This window comes from Paenibacillus yonginensis, assembly GCF_001685395.1.
Lineage (GTDB): Bacteria > Bacillota > Bacilli > Paenibacillales > Paenibacillaceae > Fontibacillus > Fontibacillus yonginensis.
Window position 1 is genome coordinate 1,800,134 of record NZ_CP014167.1, and the last position, 15,084, is coordinate 1,815,217.

Here is a 15,084-nt window from a genome sequence, read left to right on the forward strand (position 1 = left end):
AACTCCTTCTGCATCCAGATCAATCATGACACCCTTAAAAGGTGAAAAACATTATTTACCCTTTGCACTTTTACTTCCCCTTTTATTAGATACAATTATATAAGATAAACATGAGAAGGAGAAGCACCATGAATACTTTTCGGCAAATCCATCCCTTGGCCTGGACGATCGTGATTGGCACGATGTTCGGCCGGCTCGTAACGTCCATGAGCATCCCTTTTTTATCCATTTATTTAACGCAGGTGCTTGGCGCCTCTTCGACAGAAACCGGCCTGACCGTAGCAGTCAGCTCGCTGGCCGGCGTGCTGGTCAGCTTCTACGGCGGATATGTCTCCGACCGGATCGGACGCAAGAAAGTGATGCTGATCACCGTGTTCGGCTGGGCCTGTGTCTTTTTCGGCTTTGCGGCCGCGCGGGACATCTGGGTTTTCTTCATCGTCAATACGCTGAATGGGCTGTGCAAGTCGGTGTTTGAACCGGCTTCAAGGGCGCTGCTGTCAGACGTCACCCCCAAGGAACGCAAGCTGCTTGTATTCAATATGCGTTATTTTGCCGTGAACCTTGGCGTTGTGTTTGGTCCGCTGATTGGGCTCGCCCTTGGTTCGTCCCGCTCCACCTACCCATTTGTCATTGCCGGACTGATTTATGTCGTGTATGGTCTCATTATCGGGCTCCAGTTCCGCATCCATCCGTTGCATGGTTCGGCGCCGGAGCGAAGCGGCTCCCCGCATATGCTTGAGGCACTGAAAACAACCAGTCAGGACAAAGTGTTTCTGCCGATCCTGCTCGGCACCATTTTCTGCGTGCTCGGTTACGGGCATTTCAGTTCTACACTGGCTCAATACGTAGCCATGAGTCCTCTGTTCGAGAACGGCAGCCGGCTGTTCTCCTACATGCTGTCGCTCAACGCGGTTACTGTGCTTGTACTCCAGTATCCCATTGTGAAGACGGCCAGCCGGTTTCCGCCGGTAGTTCCGCTGCTGGCCGGGAACCTCTGCGTCGCAGGCAGCATGCTGATCTTCGGCTTGGCCGGCCATATGCTGATGCTGCTGCTCGGCGTGATTGTCTTCACCATCGGCGAAGTGCTGATGTTTACGATGATGGACGTGTTGATCGACCGGATCGCGAAGCCGAAATGGCGCGGCACTTATTTCGGAACGATCGGCTTCAACAACATCGGCAGCGTGCTGGCGCCTATCCTCGGCGGCCTGCTGCTGGACGGAGCCGGCGCCGCCCACGGCCTGCTGGTCTTCGCGCCGCTTGCACTGACGACTGCGTTTGGTCTGCCGCTGCTGCTGACCGCACACCGCCGGCTTACGCGGCGTGAACAACACGAACAGACACCTGCTGCTTGAGCGGGTGTCTGTTTTCTTTTTCCCCATAAGCAAGGGTCCGCTTAACCTTTTGTTCCTCCCTGCAGCCCAAACCCTTTGGACATGAACTGTTGGGACAGGATATAAAGCAGCACCGAAGGCAGCGCATACAGGACTGAGAAAGCCGCCAGCTGGCCATAATCGGCCATACCGTATTGCCCGAAGAACTGGTACAGCTTCAGCGAAGCTGGGAACTTCTCCGGTGAATTCAGCAGGATGTAAGGAACAAAGAAGTTGCCCCAGCTGCCGGAGAACGTAAAAATCGCCACCGTACATATCCCCGGTACCATCAGCGGCGCCACCACTTTGCGGATGCCCGTAAAGACGGACGCTCCGTCCACCCAGGCCGCCTCCTCCAGATCATTTGGCACGGAATCCATAAAGTTCTTGATCATCCAGATGCCGTAAGGCATTGAAGAAGCTACGAAGAACAGCACAACGCCAAACACGTTGTTATACAGCTTCAGCCCGAGAAACAGCTGGTAGACGGGGACCATTACGGCCGTAATCGGCAGCGAGGTCATGAACAGAATGGTCAGCATAAACGGTTTCTTATATTTAAGCTGATACCGGGACAAAGGATACGCCGCCAGCAGCGACAGAATAACGACGATCAAGGCTTGGCCCAGCGACATCAACAATCCGATCGCGAATGCGCGCTGATTCTCCTGGCTGGTGATCACTTCCGAATAATTTGCCCCGGTGAACCGGGCCGGCATTTTCAGCGACTGCATCGCATTCGGATCGATCGAAGCCACCAGCACCCATAGCAGCGGCAGCAGAAAACAAAGACCGATAACAGCCAAAATGGCATACGGCAGAATCCGGTAAACCCACTTGCGTTGTTGTCCGTTCATTGGCGTTCTCCTTTCCCGGTTATTCTTTCATGGAGCGGATATAGAACAAGCTGAGTACGATGCCGAGCAGCAGCAGAAGCAGGGAAATAGCTGTTCCATAGCCCAGCTGGTAGTTGACGAACGCCTGGTTGTACATAAAAATCGGCAGCGTAGTTGTTGCTGTACCCGGACCGCCGCCAGTCATGGCGTAGATCAGCCCGAACACGCCCAGCGTCTGGAGCGTGACCAGCATCATGTTGGTTGTGATGGTTTGTTTGATGTACGGAATGGTGATACGAAGCAAAATTTGCATCCTTGAAGCTCCGTCCACGACGGCTGCTTCCTCAATTTCGTTCGGCACATCATCAAGCGCGGCCTGAAACACCAGCATGGAAAAAGCCGTTCCGTGCCATATGTTGGCCAGAATGACCGTCAACATCGGCACGGTATACAGCCAGGCTACATCAGGAATGCCCAGGAAACCTATAATCGCATTTAAAGTCCCTTCATCCCCGAAAAAGCTGTACAAGCACAGCGCGCAGACAATCTCCGGCGTCACCCAGCCCGCCAGTACGATTGTACCGATCACTCGGCGGAACAGCCGGTTCTTATGTTTCATCAGCAGCGCTATAACAAAGCCGAGCACCTGCTGCCCGATCACGGCAGAGCCGATCAGGAACACGAGCGTATTCCAGATGCTGACCCGCACAGACGGGTCCTGGAACATTCGAACGTAGTTGTCCAACCCTATGAATTTAAGCTCCTTCGCGGCTTCGCCGGTCAGCGCCAAATTGGTAAATGAATAATAAAAGGTTAAGAGGATCGGATAAATAAAAAAGACCAGCATCACCGCAATGGACGGCAGCAGGAAATAAATCCAGGCATATGACCGTTTTTTCTTGTGGGCCAAAGGTAAAGCGGCTGAACTGTTCATGTATTTTGTCACCTCTCTTGTTTCGTATGTTTCGTCAAGCACAAGCTGGGTTCCGGAGCTTTCCCCCGCCCGATCGTTCAACCTGGCAAGGGAAAACTTCCGGTCCAGCTATCACTGAACACTCAGTTTCGCTTATTTCTCCTGCACATGGTCTGCCCCTACGATGCGGGTAACATCCTGCGCGTATTTGTTCATAGCCACATCAGGAGCAGTGCCGGTAGCTACCGACTCTACCATCGTCTGAATTTGTGTGGAAACCTCCGGATACTTGTCGTTAGCCGGTCTGAATTCCGCATTATTCAGGTACTCTGTCGCAATTTCATTAAACGGCATGGACGTGTATTCCGGATCTTTGGCCACATCGGCGCGGACCGTAATGTTGCCGAGCCCGATGACCAGCTTCTTGGAATTCTCTTTGTTCAGCGCGAACTTAATGAAATCCCAAGCCTCTTCCTTGTGCTGGCCGTTCTTCGGCAGGGACAAAGCCCATCCGCCGGCAAGCGTGATGCTGCCAGGCTCTTGCCCTTTGCTAGTCGGCATTGGCGCGAATCCGAGCACGTCTTTATATTCCGGCCAAGGGGCGGCTCCGCCTTCGATATAGTTGCCGGTAATCCAGGAGCCGTCGAGCAGAATGCCCAGTTTGCCTTTTGGCATGTATTCACGGGTTGCCGTATTGCCGGCCTGCCCGTTCAGCACTTTGGACAAAGGCGGACCCAGCTTCTCCTTATTGATCGTCTGAATGAAATTCAAGGAATCCAGAATGCCCTGGCTTTTCACCGTCCATTTGCCGGTGGCGTCGTCAATGAGACGTTCCCCTGTTCCATACAGCAGCATTTCATAGGTCTGCATGGAGGTGGCTTCGCCCGTCGCTTTGCCCATATTCATCCAGAACGGCACAACGTCTTTGCCGGCCTTCTCTTTTAAGGTCCGGGCTGCATCCAGCACTTCATCCCAGGTCTTCGGCTGCCAGTCCTCCGGCAATCCGACCTGCTTGAACAGCTCTTTGTTGTACCACAGCCCGCGGGAATCTGTATTGTAAGGAACGCCGTACACCTTGCCGTCACTGGCCGTTACGCCTTTTTTCATCGCTTCGATAAACGATCCGTTGGTCCAGTCCTCCCAAGCGTTCACCTGATCGTCGATCGGCTCAAGAAAGCCTGCGCTGGCATCGGAGTTGAGGATAAACGTATCCTCCGTAACGATGTCCGGGGCAGTATCTTTGGATTTCAGAGCCAAAGCGACTTTGGCAAAATAATCACCTTCCGAGGCCTGAATCGGCGTAGGTTTGACTTCGACATTTTTATTCGGATAAGCAGCGGCCATTTCCTGAATCCATTTATAGAAAGCCCCGTTCTCCCCGATTCCGTCATCCCGGTAGGTTAAGGTCAGAACCGTTTTGGCTGCGCTTCCCCCATTGCTGCTTCCACCGCCCGTATCCGTGCCGCTGTTTGTGCTTCCTCCTCCTGCATTGGCCGACTGGCCTGCCTGCTCCCCGTTCGCGCTGCCGCCGCTATTACCACTTGAGCAGCCGCTAAATAGTAAGGCGATTGTTAACATACTGGCCGTCAGAAACCCTAGTTTTCTTGTTCTGGCTGACATTGGTCTGCCTCCCCTTGGATTGAATCCGCTGTATTCTGAAAGCGTATTCTTTTTGTGGTAATACATCCTATTGGGCTTATGCTTGGATTATTCGAATTTTTCTTGAACACAGAGGCCGCTTCGTTCCGGATTCCTGCGGAGGATATAAAGAAAACCGCCGCTTCGGAGGAAGCGACGGCTTAAAGGCATCTGCAGCAGGCGGATGCGGGTTCAATTTTTACGTCACACCATTTTAACCCCTGCTCGGAATAAAAATGCTTGACCATCTGATCGGGGTACCTGGAATTAGCCGACATCGGTGATTTCAGTTCCTTGATTTCCTGTCCTTATCCCTGTCTCCATCTAACAATGAAATGGCTGCTGGGTTTTGATATTCCGTGCTGTCCGTTACAAAAAGGGCTGTTAAACCGTCTGATCCTCCGGAAATAAAGCGGTCAGGGCCGGACACGGCTGCTTCTTCAGAAAATCTGCCAGAGGGGCTGGCATGTAGTCCTCCTCATACAGCCGGGCTAAAGAAGTGCCTTTGTAAACATTGCCGATCTTGACCGGATAACATAACTCGGAGATCAGCAGATCCCCGTTGCCATGGAGGTGGAGCTGTTTCTTCCCTTCAATACAGTTAGGAAAATAAACCCCCGGCGCTTCCTTAAACCCCAGCTTGTCCATAAACCGGTCCATACAGGTAAAATAAAGCGTCATATCGTCCTGTTTCATGTCAATCAGCTCTTGCACGGCCTGCTGAAGCCGGTCTCTGGCCGCAATCGCCCGCCAGCCGGTATGATTCATGACAATACTGTTCTGGATTTCATGAATCCGGACTCCCAGGCTGTAGACATCCTCATGGATAGCGCGCATCTTATCCTGCGTTTCTTCGAACAGCAGCGTCTCCAGTACGGTATCCACAGCCGAATCCTGGGCGAACCGAAGGATATTCTCACGAATTTTTTTGTAAACGGACGGGTGAATGCCGTAATAGGCCGAGAACGCTTCGGCATTCGTAAAATTAAAGGACATATGGATGCTTGTCAGACCGGCGTCCGATAAAGCAGCGATCCGCCGCGGATTCAGCAGGCTGCCGTTTGAGTTCAGCTGCGTGTGAATGCCGCGTGAAGAACAGTAGCGGACAACCTCCAGGCAATCGTCATATTTCAGCGTCACTTCGCCGCCGGAAAGGCGTACCCGCTTAAGCGTCGGGACCTCCTCCAGCACCCGGATCACGGATTTGGCATGGATCGCTTCTCCATCGTTTCTTTGATACGCACAGCAATAGTCGCAGCGGAAATTGCAATTGGAGGTGATGCCGACCTCCAGTCCTTCAAGCGCAAACCGATCCGGCTGCTCAAGCTCCAAAGCTTTATAAGTCACGTTATGTAGCCTCCTTTGTAGATAAGCCTTGCATGGCAAGTTGGGCTTAATCTATCAAAGTATACCTGGCCTAACGCCTTTCGCCTGTGACCTATTTCCCGAACCCATAGAATAACCCGAAGCTATGCTTCGGGTTTTCTAAATTCATTCAGGCAGAACCTTACACGGCCAAATCCAGCCCAACTACTCCAACCGTTTCCCCTTGCCCATTCACGATGGCCTTGGACAGCGTAATACAGGACCGTTTCGTGATAGCAGAGACATAAGGCCTGGAGACAAAAGCTCCCTGTTCCATCGCACCGATCCACCAGTCCCGGCGTCTGGCATTGAGCAGTCCTGCCGCAGGCTCGGAGAAAATAAACGTCCCGTCCGTATGATTGGACCAAATGGCCTGGATATCTTCTGTTCGGGACAGATAAGAAGTTAATACTGCTTGATGCTGCTCCGGATCTAGAACCCAGAGCTTCTCATTGGCTGCTATCGTTTCAAGAATAGCCTGCATCTCCTGCAGCTTGCCTGCATATAAAGTTTCTCCCGCCTCGGTTGTTCCTGCGATTTCCAGTACGGATTGGTGCAGTGCTTCCGATTCTTTCAGCAGGTTCTCGCTGACTTCATTCAGCTGGTTGATCTGCTCCCGCTGTTTGGTCACCTGTTCCAGCGTCAAATCCACGTTGCTGATCGTTTCGTTCACAATCTGAACCGCGTCATTCAATTTACCCGACGTTTGTTCGATCAGACGGTTCTGGCTCTCCGCCGCGCTTAAGGTCTCAGTGACAACGCCCTCTACTTCTTTCACCCGCTCTGCCACTGTTTCTAGCCGGTTGTGAATGGCTTCTACGTCCTTAACGCCGAGTTTGACGGCGGATTGCTCTTTCTTCACGGAATCAGCCACTTCTTTCACTTGGGTGGTCAGCTCTCTTAATAGCGAAGTCGACTGTTCCACTGAATCCTTGCTTTGGTCGGCAAGCTTCCGAATGCGGCCTGCTACAACCGCAAATCCTCTGCCCTCCTCCCCGGCCCTGGCCGCTTCAATCGAAGCATTTAAGGCCAGCAGCGAAGTCTCTTCAACAATACCGTTAATCAAAGCGTTGATCTGCTCAACCTTGGAGATTTGTTCGTTCAGCTGTCCGAATTTCTGGCGCATTTGACTGCCCTGCTGCTCCAGCTGGTCCATAACCGAACGGGTATTATGTATTGATTCCAGCATCTCGCCAACCCCGCGGCTGGTATCCTGCATATTTCCGCCAAGCCGGTCCGTAAGCTCCGAAATCTGTTCGGTAGCAGCGGCAGCTTCTTTCATTTTGTAGAAAGACTCTTCCATATTGGCTTTGGCTTCATAACTTCGCTGCCTCAATTCCATTTCATAAGCGTGAGAGTAATCGGCTGTCTGCTGAAGCCCATCGGTATGCCTGCTGATTTCCTCCAAAGCGCCGTGCAGCCGGTCGGCCGTGACATAAATTTCGTTCCCTAATTGTTTAATTTCTTCTCTTGAACGGGTCAAATCGTGTCTAAGGCTCTTCAGCCCCCGCTCACTGTACAGCAGTCCGCCGGCTGTCAGCAGCAAAACAGCGCCCAGGATAACCTTGTGCCCCCAAAACATGTCAATAAACAAGCAATAAACAAACAAGACGGCTAAAACAACGGCAAACCAGATCAAGCTGCGGCGAAACTTCATGATGATTCCCCCTACTCTCTGTTAAATGTGAGGATAGCCCTATTCTGTAGGTCTATTTGCTTACATGTTATATTTCCTCACAGTATAGCAGTTGAGAGAGCAAGAGGAAATAGTTTCCTTCTATTTTCTACAATAAAGCATTAAAGTTTTAGCGCTAAGCTTTCATCGGAATAACTGAACAAACAATTAGTTTACATAATTTAATTATTGGAAACTCTGCACTAGGCTCCTTTTAACCAGTAAAGCGACTAAAGTAGAAGATTTGTGAGTAGAAGCTAGGTTCGTTTGGTTTGTTATTGTGAATTTTTCATATGTTGTAATATTATAATAAGAGGGAATTAAGAGAAGTTTTGTCGGTATTTGACCGGAATTGGTTTAGGGTTGTCAGCCTAGGAAGGACAGCTTCTAAATGAAGCAAATAAGGGCGTTTATTGCGGATTTGTGGATTTTAAGCTTCAAAAAGGGTTGGTTCTCTAAGTTTGTTTATAAGGTTAAATAATATATATTATGTTAACTTATAGAGTACAAACACAACTCCCTTCCTCCTGATCTCGATGCCCTCTTTAAATAAAAAAACGGACAAGACCGGCTATGTGCAGCCCATCTCATCCGTAATCTCATCCGTTTGGAGCTTTTCTTATTTTATTCGTCGCCAAAATCAACGTTGTGATAAACCTGCTGCACGTCTTCCAAATCCTCAAGCGCATCGATCAGCTTCTCGAATTGGGCGACCGCATCTCCTTCCAGGGTTACATAGGTTTGCGGAATCATCGACAGCTCGGCTACTGTAAACTCGGCAACACCGGCGTTTTTGAGCGCTTCTTGAACGGCATGGAATTGATCCGGTTCCGCATAAACGATCACCGCTTCATCTTCTTCCAGAACGTCGCGCACATCCACATCGCCTTCGATCAGGATTTCCATCACTTCGTCTGCCGTTTTGCCTTCAAGGCCAATTACTGCAGTCGGATCGAACATATAGGATACAGAGCCGCTGACGCCCATATTCCCGCCGTTTTTGTTGAAAGCGGAACGAACTTCAGGTGCGGTGCGGTTCACATTGTTGGTCAAAGCGTCCACGATAATCATCGAGCCGCTTGGTCCAAAACCTTCATAACGCAGCTCGACATAAGTTTCGTCTCCGCTGCCCTTCGCTTTATCCAGCGCGCGATCGATGATCGCTTTTGGCACGTTATAGGTTTTGGCACGCTCCAATACGACCTTCAGAGCACGGTTGGATTCCGGGTCCGGCTCGCCTTTCTTGGCGGCTACGTAAATTTCAACGCCGAATTTGGCATAAACCCGGCTTGTATTTGCGTCTTTAGAAGCTTTCTTCTCTTTAATATTATTCCACTTACGACCCATTACCAATCCCACTTTCTCGTCTTGAAATGATATAATCTTGCTTTTAAGTACAAATATACCTTGTTCATTATATCCCTTTTGCCGTCCTTTGAACAAGTCCAAATGGAGGCGTGCCTATCGCGGGTTATGGCTGCCCTCCGCCTCGAAGAACTGGACCGTATTCCCGCTGCCCTGCTTCACTTTCTCCCGGTAATGGCCGGACGTATAGGCAGACACCGTTGAACGCCAGAAGGACTGGGCCCTGGTGTTCGCCTGGAGCTGGGAGATGAACCAGCGGCCCGGGTAACGGTCAAAGAGCGCCCAGGCGGCGCTGCGGCCGATGCCTTGGCGGCGGAATCTTTTTAAGACAAAGAACTCGGCCATATAATGCTCCCCGTCCGGATGCATCGGCGGATGATCGACCAAAGCAAACCCGGCCAAATGCTCGCCGTAACGGAACAGGAAGGCTTCGTATTGGGCATCCGCGCCGTTATAATATTTCTCAAGTCCCGGATAAGGCTGGAATTTGCCGTTATCTTCCACCTGAATATCCAGATAGGCCGTAAAATCATAAAAATAAAACTGCATCAGGTTGTGCAGAATTCCGGATTGGCCGGCTGCAACTGGTTCCAACACGATTTTCATAGGCTCCCGCCTTTCCTTAAAGTAGGTGGATGATTGTGGTAGAATAGTGAGCACAGGCTCAAATGGAGAAAAGGTGATTTAAATGAACATTCAAAAAGGTATCGACCGCGGCAAGCTGGATGAAAAGGTCATCCACATGCCTTGGTTTGTCCAGCAGTTTATCGACTATAAACTCCCGGATCTGTCGCCGTCCACCCTGCTGGAGTACGTCCGGGACTACGAACAATTTTTTGGCTGGCTCAGGGCGGAAGGTCTTAGCCAGGCGGAAAGCAACAAAGACGTGACGCTGCAGGAGCTTGAAGTCCTCCATATGGAGAGCATTGTCAGCTACCGCCTTCATTTAGGCACGCGAACACAAGGCACCAACAGCCGGGTTACCGTATCGCGGAAGCTCTCCTCGCTGCGCTCTTTGTTCCATTATCTAAGCCAAATTGCAGAAGACGAGCATTTCTATCCGCTGCTGAAACGCAATATTATGGCCAAGGTCGAGGTGAAGCGCATTCACAAACCCAAGGATACCGCCGCCAAACTCAAGGGCAAAATTCTTGAAGAAGATGAGCTGAATGAGTTTGTGGCTTATATCCATGAGCATTACCGCAAAGATATCGAGAACAACAAACAGGCGCTGCATGCCTTCGAAATGAACCGCGAGCGTGACGCCTGTATCGCCAGTCTGATTCTGAATTCCGGTCTCCGCGTATCCGAGGTGGTCAATTTGAACATAGATGATCTCGACTTGGCCAACAAAATGCTGTATGTGTACCGGAAAGGCAATAACGAAGAAACGTTCAAAACCCCGGTCTACTTCCGGGAACAGGCCCGTGACGACTTGATGGAATATATGAACCTGAGAACGACCCGTTACCGGACGCCCAAGCGGGAGAAAGCCCTGTTCATTGCTCTGCCCAACGGGGCAACGGAAGGCAAACGCATGACCAAACGGGCCATCCAGGCTATGATTATTAAATACGCCAAACGGTTTGGCAAACCCTATTTGACCGTTCACAAGCTGCGGCATTCGTTCGCTACCGACTATTATCTTCAGAACGATATTTACAAGACGAAAGAGCAGCTCGGCCATGCCTCAACGGAGACAACGGAAATTTATGCCCACCTGACCGACAAAACGATGTCCGAAGCGATTGAGCGCCGAACGGAAACTTAATCGTAAAAATATTTCCGTGACCGTGCAGCAGACAGCACTCGTTCTTCGCTTCGTTAAGCCCCTGCTGTGGGGCTATTTTTTATGCTGCGCGTCCCCGATTTGCCCGGCCAGCCATTCGGCCAAGCGGGCGGATTCGCCCAGCTTGAAGCCGGGCACCCCTGCTGCTGCGGCGCCTAATTCTTGGATCGCATCGGAAGCATGAAGGGCTTCCCAGCATACAACCGCTGCGATCCCGGTGCATTCCCGGATAAGCGACAAATCTTCCGGGCTGCGGAGCATCACGATTTTGGGATACGCCTCCCGCTTGAATCCCTCCACGATCACCAAATCGGCTTCGCCAAATCTGGCCAGCAGCTCGTCCAGAGAACGGCCCTGCTCTTCGATCACTGCGGTTCTGCGGGCTGAAGCAATCGCTACGGCAGCCGCCCCGGCCTGCGTCATTCGCCAGGAATCGGTTCCGGCATGATCGACGTCAAACTCATGTCCATCATGTTTGATTACCCCTACCTTCAGGCCCCTGGCGCTAAAATAGCGAACCAGATATTCGGCCAGCGTAGTTTTGCCGCTGTTCTTGTAACCTGCAATCTGGAGTACAACAGGTTTCCTTGAAGCCATTCCTTTCACCAACATCGAGTCATTCAGCCCCCTTGAGGCAGCCGGATTGCGGTCACCAGCTGACCAGCTTTAACGCCGGTGGAGGTCGGCGGTATGACGATCAGCACCTCGCTGTCCTTGATCGTAATCATAACGCCCGATTCGTCAAGCTTGGCCGGATGTACAAACACTTTGCCTTCTTTAAACTGCAGACTCCCGCGTACAAACCGTGTAAAGTTATTGATCTTGTCATAATCCTGGCCAAGCACCGCCTCCATATGCGGCAGATAAGGATCCGGCGCGCCAAGCATGCCGCGGATGGCCGGCCGGGCAAACAGCTCAAATCCGACGAAACAGGCGCCTGGATTGCCGGATAACGCAAACAGCAGCTTGTCCTTATAAACGGCCGCCGTTGTGACGCTGCCCGGCCGCATGGCGACCTTGTTGAACAGCAGATTCAAGCTGCCCCCCTGCACCAGATCGGCCATAATATCATAATCGCCGACGGATACCCCGCCGGTTGTGATGACGATATCATATTCCTCAAGCGCCTTCATGACCCGCTGCTTGGCGAGCTGAAGATCGTCTGCGATGGCTTCCAGAATATAAGGCTCTCCGCCTGCATCCTGAACTTGGCAGGCCAGCGTATAGGTATTGCTGTTGCGAATCCGTCCATCCTGCAGGGGTTCTTCGACCCGCAGCAGCTCCGAGCCGGTCGAGCAGATGGCTACACGGGGCCTGCGGCGGACCTGCACCTGATGATAACCAAAGGTAGCCAGCACCGTAGTTTCCCCGGCGGAGATCATCCGGCCTGCTTCCAGCAGCAGATCTTCGGCTTGAAGCTCGCGGCCGACAGGCGTCAGGTTGGTTCCGGCGGATATCTCCCTTTTTAACGTCATCCAGGTACGCCCGTCCTGTTCCTGCTTCTCCGTCATTTCCAGCATCACTACGGCATCGGCTTCATCCGGCACCTTGGCGCCAGTCATAATGCGGGCAGCCGTGCCTGGCCGGAGCGGGACGTTTGGCAGCGAGCCTGCCGGCACTGCGTCGATCACCTCAAACGTGATCGGCTGGTCCGTAGAGGCCCCTCGCGTATCCTCACTGCGCAGCGCATAACCGTCCATGCCCGAACGGCGGAAATGAGGGTACGGATGGGGAGCGCGGACTGACTCGGCCAGAAACCGCCCCCTTGCCTCTGTCAATGGAACCTGCTCCGTGCCGAGCTGCTTCACGTAAGGCATGATCAGCTGTTGGGCCTGCTCCGGCTGCACGGCGCTTCGTTTAAATTTAGGGTTCTGCATAGGATCCTTGTTCATGGGAAAATCCTTTCTCTTTAACGCTTCTAGGCTTGCTCTTCTCGACTTAAGAAGAAGGCTTTACTCTTATCGTAGGGGGATTAACCAGCAATTGCAAATAAAAAGCGCTTCTGCGCATAAAAAGCTGTACGAATGACTGGTTTTGTCTATCCATTTGCGCTTTTTATTTCGGCTATATAGCTGTCAACCATCCGCTCCGTTCTGCGGCTGATCTCTTCGATCTCCTCCGGCTTCAACCCGTCGTAGTGTATCCCCATCACGACTACGGCCGTAACTCCCAGCTGCCTGCTGATTTGATCAGCCAAACCATCCGTCAGCAGATGCTCCTTATGGCCCGGAACAGCCGCGGTGTACGTTTCTATAGCTCCATTCGCAGCCGGAAAAGAAGTGGAAGCTGCGCCCACATGCGCGGCTCCCCCGGTAATTACAATCAGGTGATCCAGACCCAGCCGGATCGCCTTCAGTTCCAGATCGTCAAACGTTCCCATAACGAATCCCCCTTGTTGATGTATGGCAGCGAACAATTAAAGGATGCCGCGGATCTCCGTGAGCGATTGAATCCCTTCCCGGCGCATAAAGGCTTCCAGCCCGGCTGTCAGCTCTTCACCTGCCCGCAGGTTTACGAAATTGTGGGTGCCGATTTGAACGGTCTCCGCACCGGCCATAATAAACTCAATCATATCTTCAGCCGAGCTGATTCCGCCCATGCCCATCACCGGGATCGACACCGCCTTGCACACCTCATGCACCATTCGCAGCGCAATCGGTTTGATGGCGGGTCCTGACAAGCCGGCGTATAAATTTTCAAAAACGCTGCTCCGCTTGTGAATATCAATTTTCATAGCGGAGAAGGTGTTCACCAAGGAAAGCCCGTCCGCTCCTTCTTCCTCGCACATCACCGCCATCCCCACCAGATCCCGGGCATTGGGCGAAAGCTTGACCACCAGCGGCAGCGTGGTTGCCCGGCGAACCCGCATCACCACCTCGCGTGCCGTCTCGACATGAATGCCGTAAGCCATACCGCCTTCCTTGACATTCGGACAGGAAATATTCAGCTCGATCATGTCATACGCCTTCTGACCGGCAGCCTTCCCGCTCAAAGAGAACTGCTCCAGCAGCTGCGCGCCTTCCTCATATTCTGCTATGGAGTGGCCGCCTAAATTGACGATTCTGACGGTATCCAGCTGCTGCCAATAAGGGACTTCCTTAGACAAGAAACGCCGGATGCCCGGGTTCTCCAACCCTACGCTGTTCAGCATACCCGAGGCCGTCTCCCACACCCGCAGACCCAGGTTTCCTTCTTTGGGATGCAGCGTCAAACCTTTGCCGGACAAGCCGCCAAGCTTGTTCAGATCGTAATAACGGGCATACTCGCGGCCAAAACCAAATGTACCGGACGCCATCACAACCGGATTCTTGAACACGACGTCAGCGATTCGGCAGGTTGTATCGATCATTCAAACACCACCTCCTCCACCGGAAAAATCGGGCCATCCGCGCAGGATTTCCTGCGTCCCCCGCTCGTGCGGATGCTGCAAACCAAACAGGCGCCTATGCCGCAGGCCATCCGGTTTTCCATAGACACATAAACCTTGCCGGTGTTCCCTGATGAAGCGTTCAGCCGCTGCATCGCCAGCATCATCGGCTGAGGACCGCAGACCCAAACCTGATCATACGAAGATAAATCGATCCGATCTGTAATAAAACCGCCGACATCAACAATGACGCGGGAGCTTAAGCGTTCAAATTCCTGAACGAGGTAAGCTTCGCGGCTAAAGCCCAAATAAATGTCGGCCCCCGGCCATTGTTTAAGCGCATAATAAAACGGGGCGATTCCGATCCCGCCGCCAACAAAAGCCATTTGTCCGGAGGGTTCCGGGAAGCCGTTGCCCAGCGGCCCTTCAATCCCGATTTCGTCGCCGGGGCGCAGTCCGGCAAGCCGTTTTGTTCCTTCCCCAACTACCTGATACAGGAATTGGACCCGGTCCTCCTCCACGTTGAAGATGCTGATTGGCCGAGACAGCAGAGGTGAGGCGTTCTTGCTTCTCAGCATATAAAATTGACCCGGTCTGCCTCCCATACCGGATTGCACGGTCATACGAAAGATCCCGGAGCTTATCTGAATATTGTTCATAACCAACGCAGCAGCCATAATTTCCTCCTTTGGTCAGATGCCTGTGACTTTTTGCTCTTGCCTTTGTTTAAAGATGCCTGTTTTATCCGGGTTATTCTGTGAAT

At 52.2% G+C, this 15,084-nt stretch carries 14 protein-coding genes; 2 read left to right on the forward strand and 12 right to left on the reverse strand.

All coding sequences use genetic code 11. The features are described 5' to 3' along the window. Positions 1–128 precede the first annotated feature (128 nt). Positions 129–1,355: an MDR family MFS transporter gene (locus tag AWM70_RS08290; RefSeq protein WP_068695403.1), complete on the forward strand. Its 1,227-nt coding sequence runs from the start codon at positions 129–131 to the stop codon at positions 1,353–1,355. A 41-nt stretch (positions 1,356–1,396) separates the two neighbouring features. Here AWM70_RS08290 and AWM70_RS08295 read toward each other — a convergent pair whose 3' ends face one another. The 7 genes from AWM70_RS08295 to AWM70_RS08325 all read right to left on the reverse strand — a co-directional run bounded on the left by AWM70_RS08295 (position 1,397) and on the right by AWM70_RS08325 (position 9,771). Beyond that, positions 1,397–2,230, reverse strand: a complete 834-nt coding sequence (locus AWM70_RS08295) for a carbohydrate ABC transporter permease (protein ID WP_068695405.1) — start codon at positions 2,228–2,230, stop codon at positions 1,397–1,399. 19 nt (positions 2,231–2,249) lie between these two features. Then, on the reverse strand, positions 2,250–3,143 hold the full coding sequence (locus tag AWM70_RS08300) for a carbohydrate ABC transporter permease (RefSeq protein ID WP_068700481.1): 894 nt from the start codon (positions 3,141–3,143) through the stop codon (positions 2,250–2,252). A 132-nt stretch (positions 3,144–3,275) separates the two neighbouring features. Continuing rightward, the gene (locus tag AWM70_RS08305; protein WP_068695407.1) at positions 3,276–4,742 is read right to left on the reverse strand and encodes an ABC transporter substrate-binding protein; all 1,467 of its coding nucleotides are present in this window, start codon (positions 4,740–4,742) and stop codon (positions 3,276–3,278) included. 402 nt (positions 4,743–5,144) lie between these two features. Further along, positions 5,145–6,107 (reverse strand): radical SAM protein, encoded by a 963-nt coding sequence (locus AWM70_RS08310; protein ID WP_083180180.1) that lies wholly within the window; start codon positions 6,105–6,107, stop codon positions 5,145–5,147. 160 nt (positions 6,108–6,267) lie between these two features. Further along, a complete protein-coding gene (locus AWM70_RS08315) occupies positions 6,268–7,782 on the reverse strand; it encodes a methyl-accepting chemotaxis protein (RefSeq protein WP_083180181.1) in 1,515 nt (504 codons plus the stop codon). A gap of 642 nt (positions 7,783–8,424) precedes the next feature. Then, on the reverse strand, positions 8,425–9,147 hold the full coding sequence (locus AWM70_RS08320; protein WP_068700485.1) for a YebC/PmpR family DNA-binding transcriptional regulator: 723 nt from the start codon (positions 9,145–9,147) through the stop codon (positions 8,425–8,427). A gap of 114 nt (positions 9,148–9,261) precedes the next feature. Continuing rightward, positions 9,262–9,771 (reverse strand): GNAT family N-acetyltransferase, encoded by a 510-nt coding sequence (locus tag AWM70_RS08325; RefSeq protein ID WP_068695411.1) that lies wholly within the window; start codon positions 9,769–9,771, stop codon positions 9,262–9,264. Positions 9,772–9,853: 82 nt separating this feature from the next. Here AWM70_RS08325 and xerS point away from each other — a divergent pair, with 82 nt between their 5' ends. Continuing rightward, positions 9,854–10,936: a tyrosine recombinase XerS gene (xerS, locus tag AWM70_RS08330; protein ID WP_068695413.1), complete on the forward strand. Its 1,083-nt coding sequence runs from the start codon at positions 9,854–9,856 to the stop codon at positions 10,934–10,936. Positions 10,937–11,008: 72 nt separating this feature from the next. Here the strand turns inward: xerS and mobB are convergent, their stop codons facing one another. From mobB to AWM70_RS08355, 5 genes are all read right to left on the reverse strand, one after another. After that, positions 11,009–11,551: a molybdopterin-guanine dinucleotide biosynthesis protein B gene (gene mobB / locus AWM70_RS08335; protein ID WP_068700487.1), complete on the reverse strand. Its 543-nt coding sequence runs from the start codon at positions 11,549–11,551 to the stop codon at positions 11,009–11,011. A 23-nt stretch (positions 11,552–11,574) separates the two neighbouring features. Then, positions 11,575–12,846: a molybdopterin molybdotransferase MoeA gene (locus AWM70_RS08340; RefSeq protein ID WP_068695415.1), complete on the reverse strand. Its 1,272-nt coding sequence runs from the start codon at positions 12,844–12,846 to the stop codon at positions 11,575–11,577. Positions 12,847–12,992: 146 nt separating this feature from the next. Then, on the reverse strand, positions 12,993–13,334 hold the full coding sequence (lpdD, locus tag AWM70_RS08345; RefSeq protein ID WP_068695417.1) for a prenylated flavin chaperone LpdD: 342 nt from the start codon (positions 13,332–13,334) through the stop codon (positions 12,993–12,995). 36 nt (positions 13,335–13,370) lie between these two features. After that, positions 13,371–14,303: a dihydroorotate dehydrogenase gene (locus AWM70_RS08350; protein WP_068695419.1), complete on the reverse strand. Its 933-nt coding sequence runs from the start codon at positions 14,301–14,303 to the stop codon at positions 13,371–13,373. After that, positions 14,300–14,998 (reverse strand): dihydroorotate dehydrogenase electron transfer subunit, encoded by a 699-nt coding sequence (locus AWM70_RS08355; RefSeq protein WP_068695420.1) that lies wholly within the window; start codon positions 14,996–14,998, stop codon positions 14,300–14,302. The genes AWM70_RS08350 and AWM70_RS08355 overlap by 4 nt, the downstream gene beginning before the upstream one ends. Between the last annotated feature and the right edge of the window lie 86 nt (positions 14,999–15,084).

Coding starts and splice junctions, on each gene's coding strand:
- AWM70_RS08290 (WP_068695403.1), top strand. CDS start 129: ATGAATACTTTTCGGCAAATCCATCCCTTGGCCTGGACGATCGTGATT.
- AWM70_RS08295 (WP_068695405.1), bottom strand. CDS start 2,230: ATGAACGGACAACAACGCAAGTGGGTTTACCGGATTCTGCCGTATGCC.
- AWM70_RS08300 (WP_068700481.1), bottom strand. CDS start 3,143: ATGAACAGTTCAGCCGCTTTACCTTTGGCCCACAAGAAAAAACGGTCA.
- AWM70_RS08305 (WP_068695407.1), bottom strand. CDS start 4,742: ATGTCAGCCAGAACAAGAAAACTAGGGTTTCTGACGGCCAGTATGTTA.
- AWM70_RS08315 (WP_083180181.1), bottom strand. CDS start 7,782: ATGAAGTTTCGCCGCAGCTTGATCTGGTTTGCCGTTGTTTTAGCCGTC.
- AWM70_RS08320 (WP_068700485.1), bottom strand. CDS start 9,147: ATGGGTCGTAAGTGGAATAATATTAAAGAGAAGAAAGCTTCTAAAGAC.
- AWM70_RS08325 (WP_068695411.1), bottom strand. CDS start 9,771: ATGAAAATCGTGTTGGAACCAGTTGCAGCCGGCCAATCCGGAATTCTG.
- xerS (WP_068695413.1), top strand. CDS start 9,854: ATGAACATTCAAAAAGGTATCGACCGCGGCAAGCTGGATGAAAAGGTC.
- mobB (WP_068700487.1), bottom strand. CDS start 11,551: ATGGCTTCAAGGAAACCTGTTGTACTCCAGATTGCAGGTTACAAGAAC.
- AWM70_RS08340 (WP_068695415.1), bottom strand. CDS start 12,846: ATGAACAAGGATCCTATGCAGAACCCTAAATTTAAACGAAGCGCCGTG.
- lpdD (WP_068695417.1), bottom strand. CDS start 13,334: ATGGGAACGTTTGACGATCTGGAACTGAAGGCGATCCGGCTGGGTCTG.
- AWM70_RS08350 (WP_068695419.1), bottom strand. CDS start 14,303: ATGATCGATACAACCTGCCGAATCGCTGACGTCGTGTTCAAGAATCCG.
- AWM70_RS08355 (WP_068695420.1), bottom strand. CDS start 14,998: ATGGCTGCTGCGTTGGTTATGAACAATATTCAGATAAGCTCCGGGATC.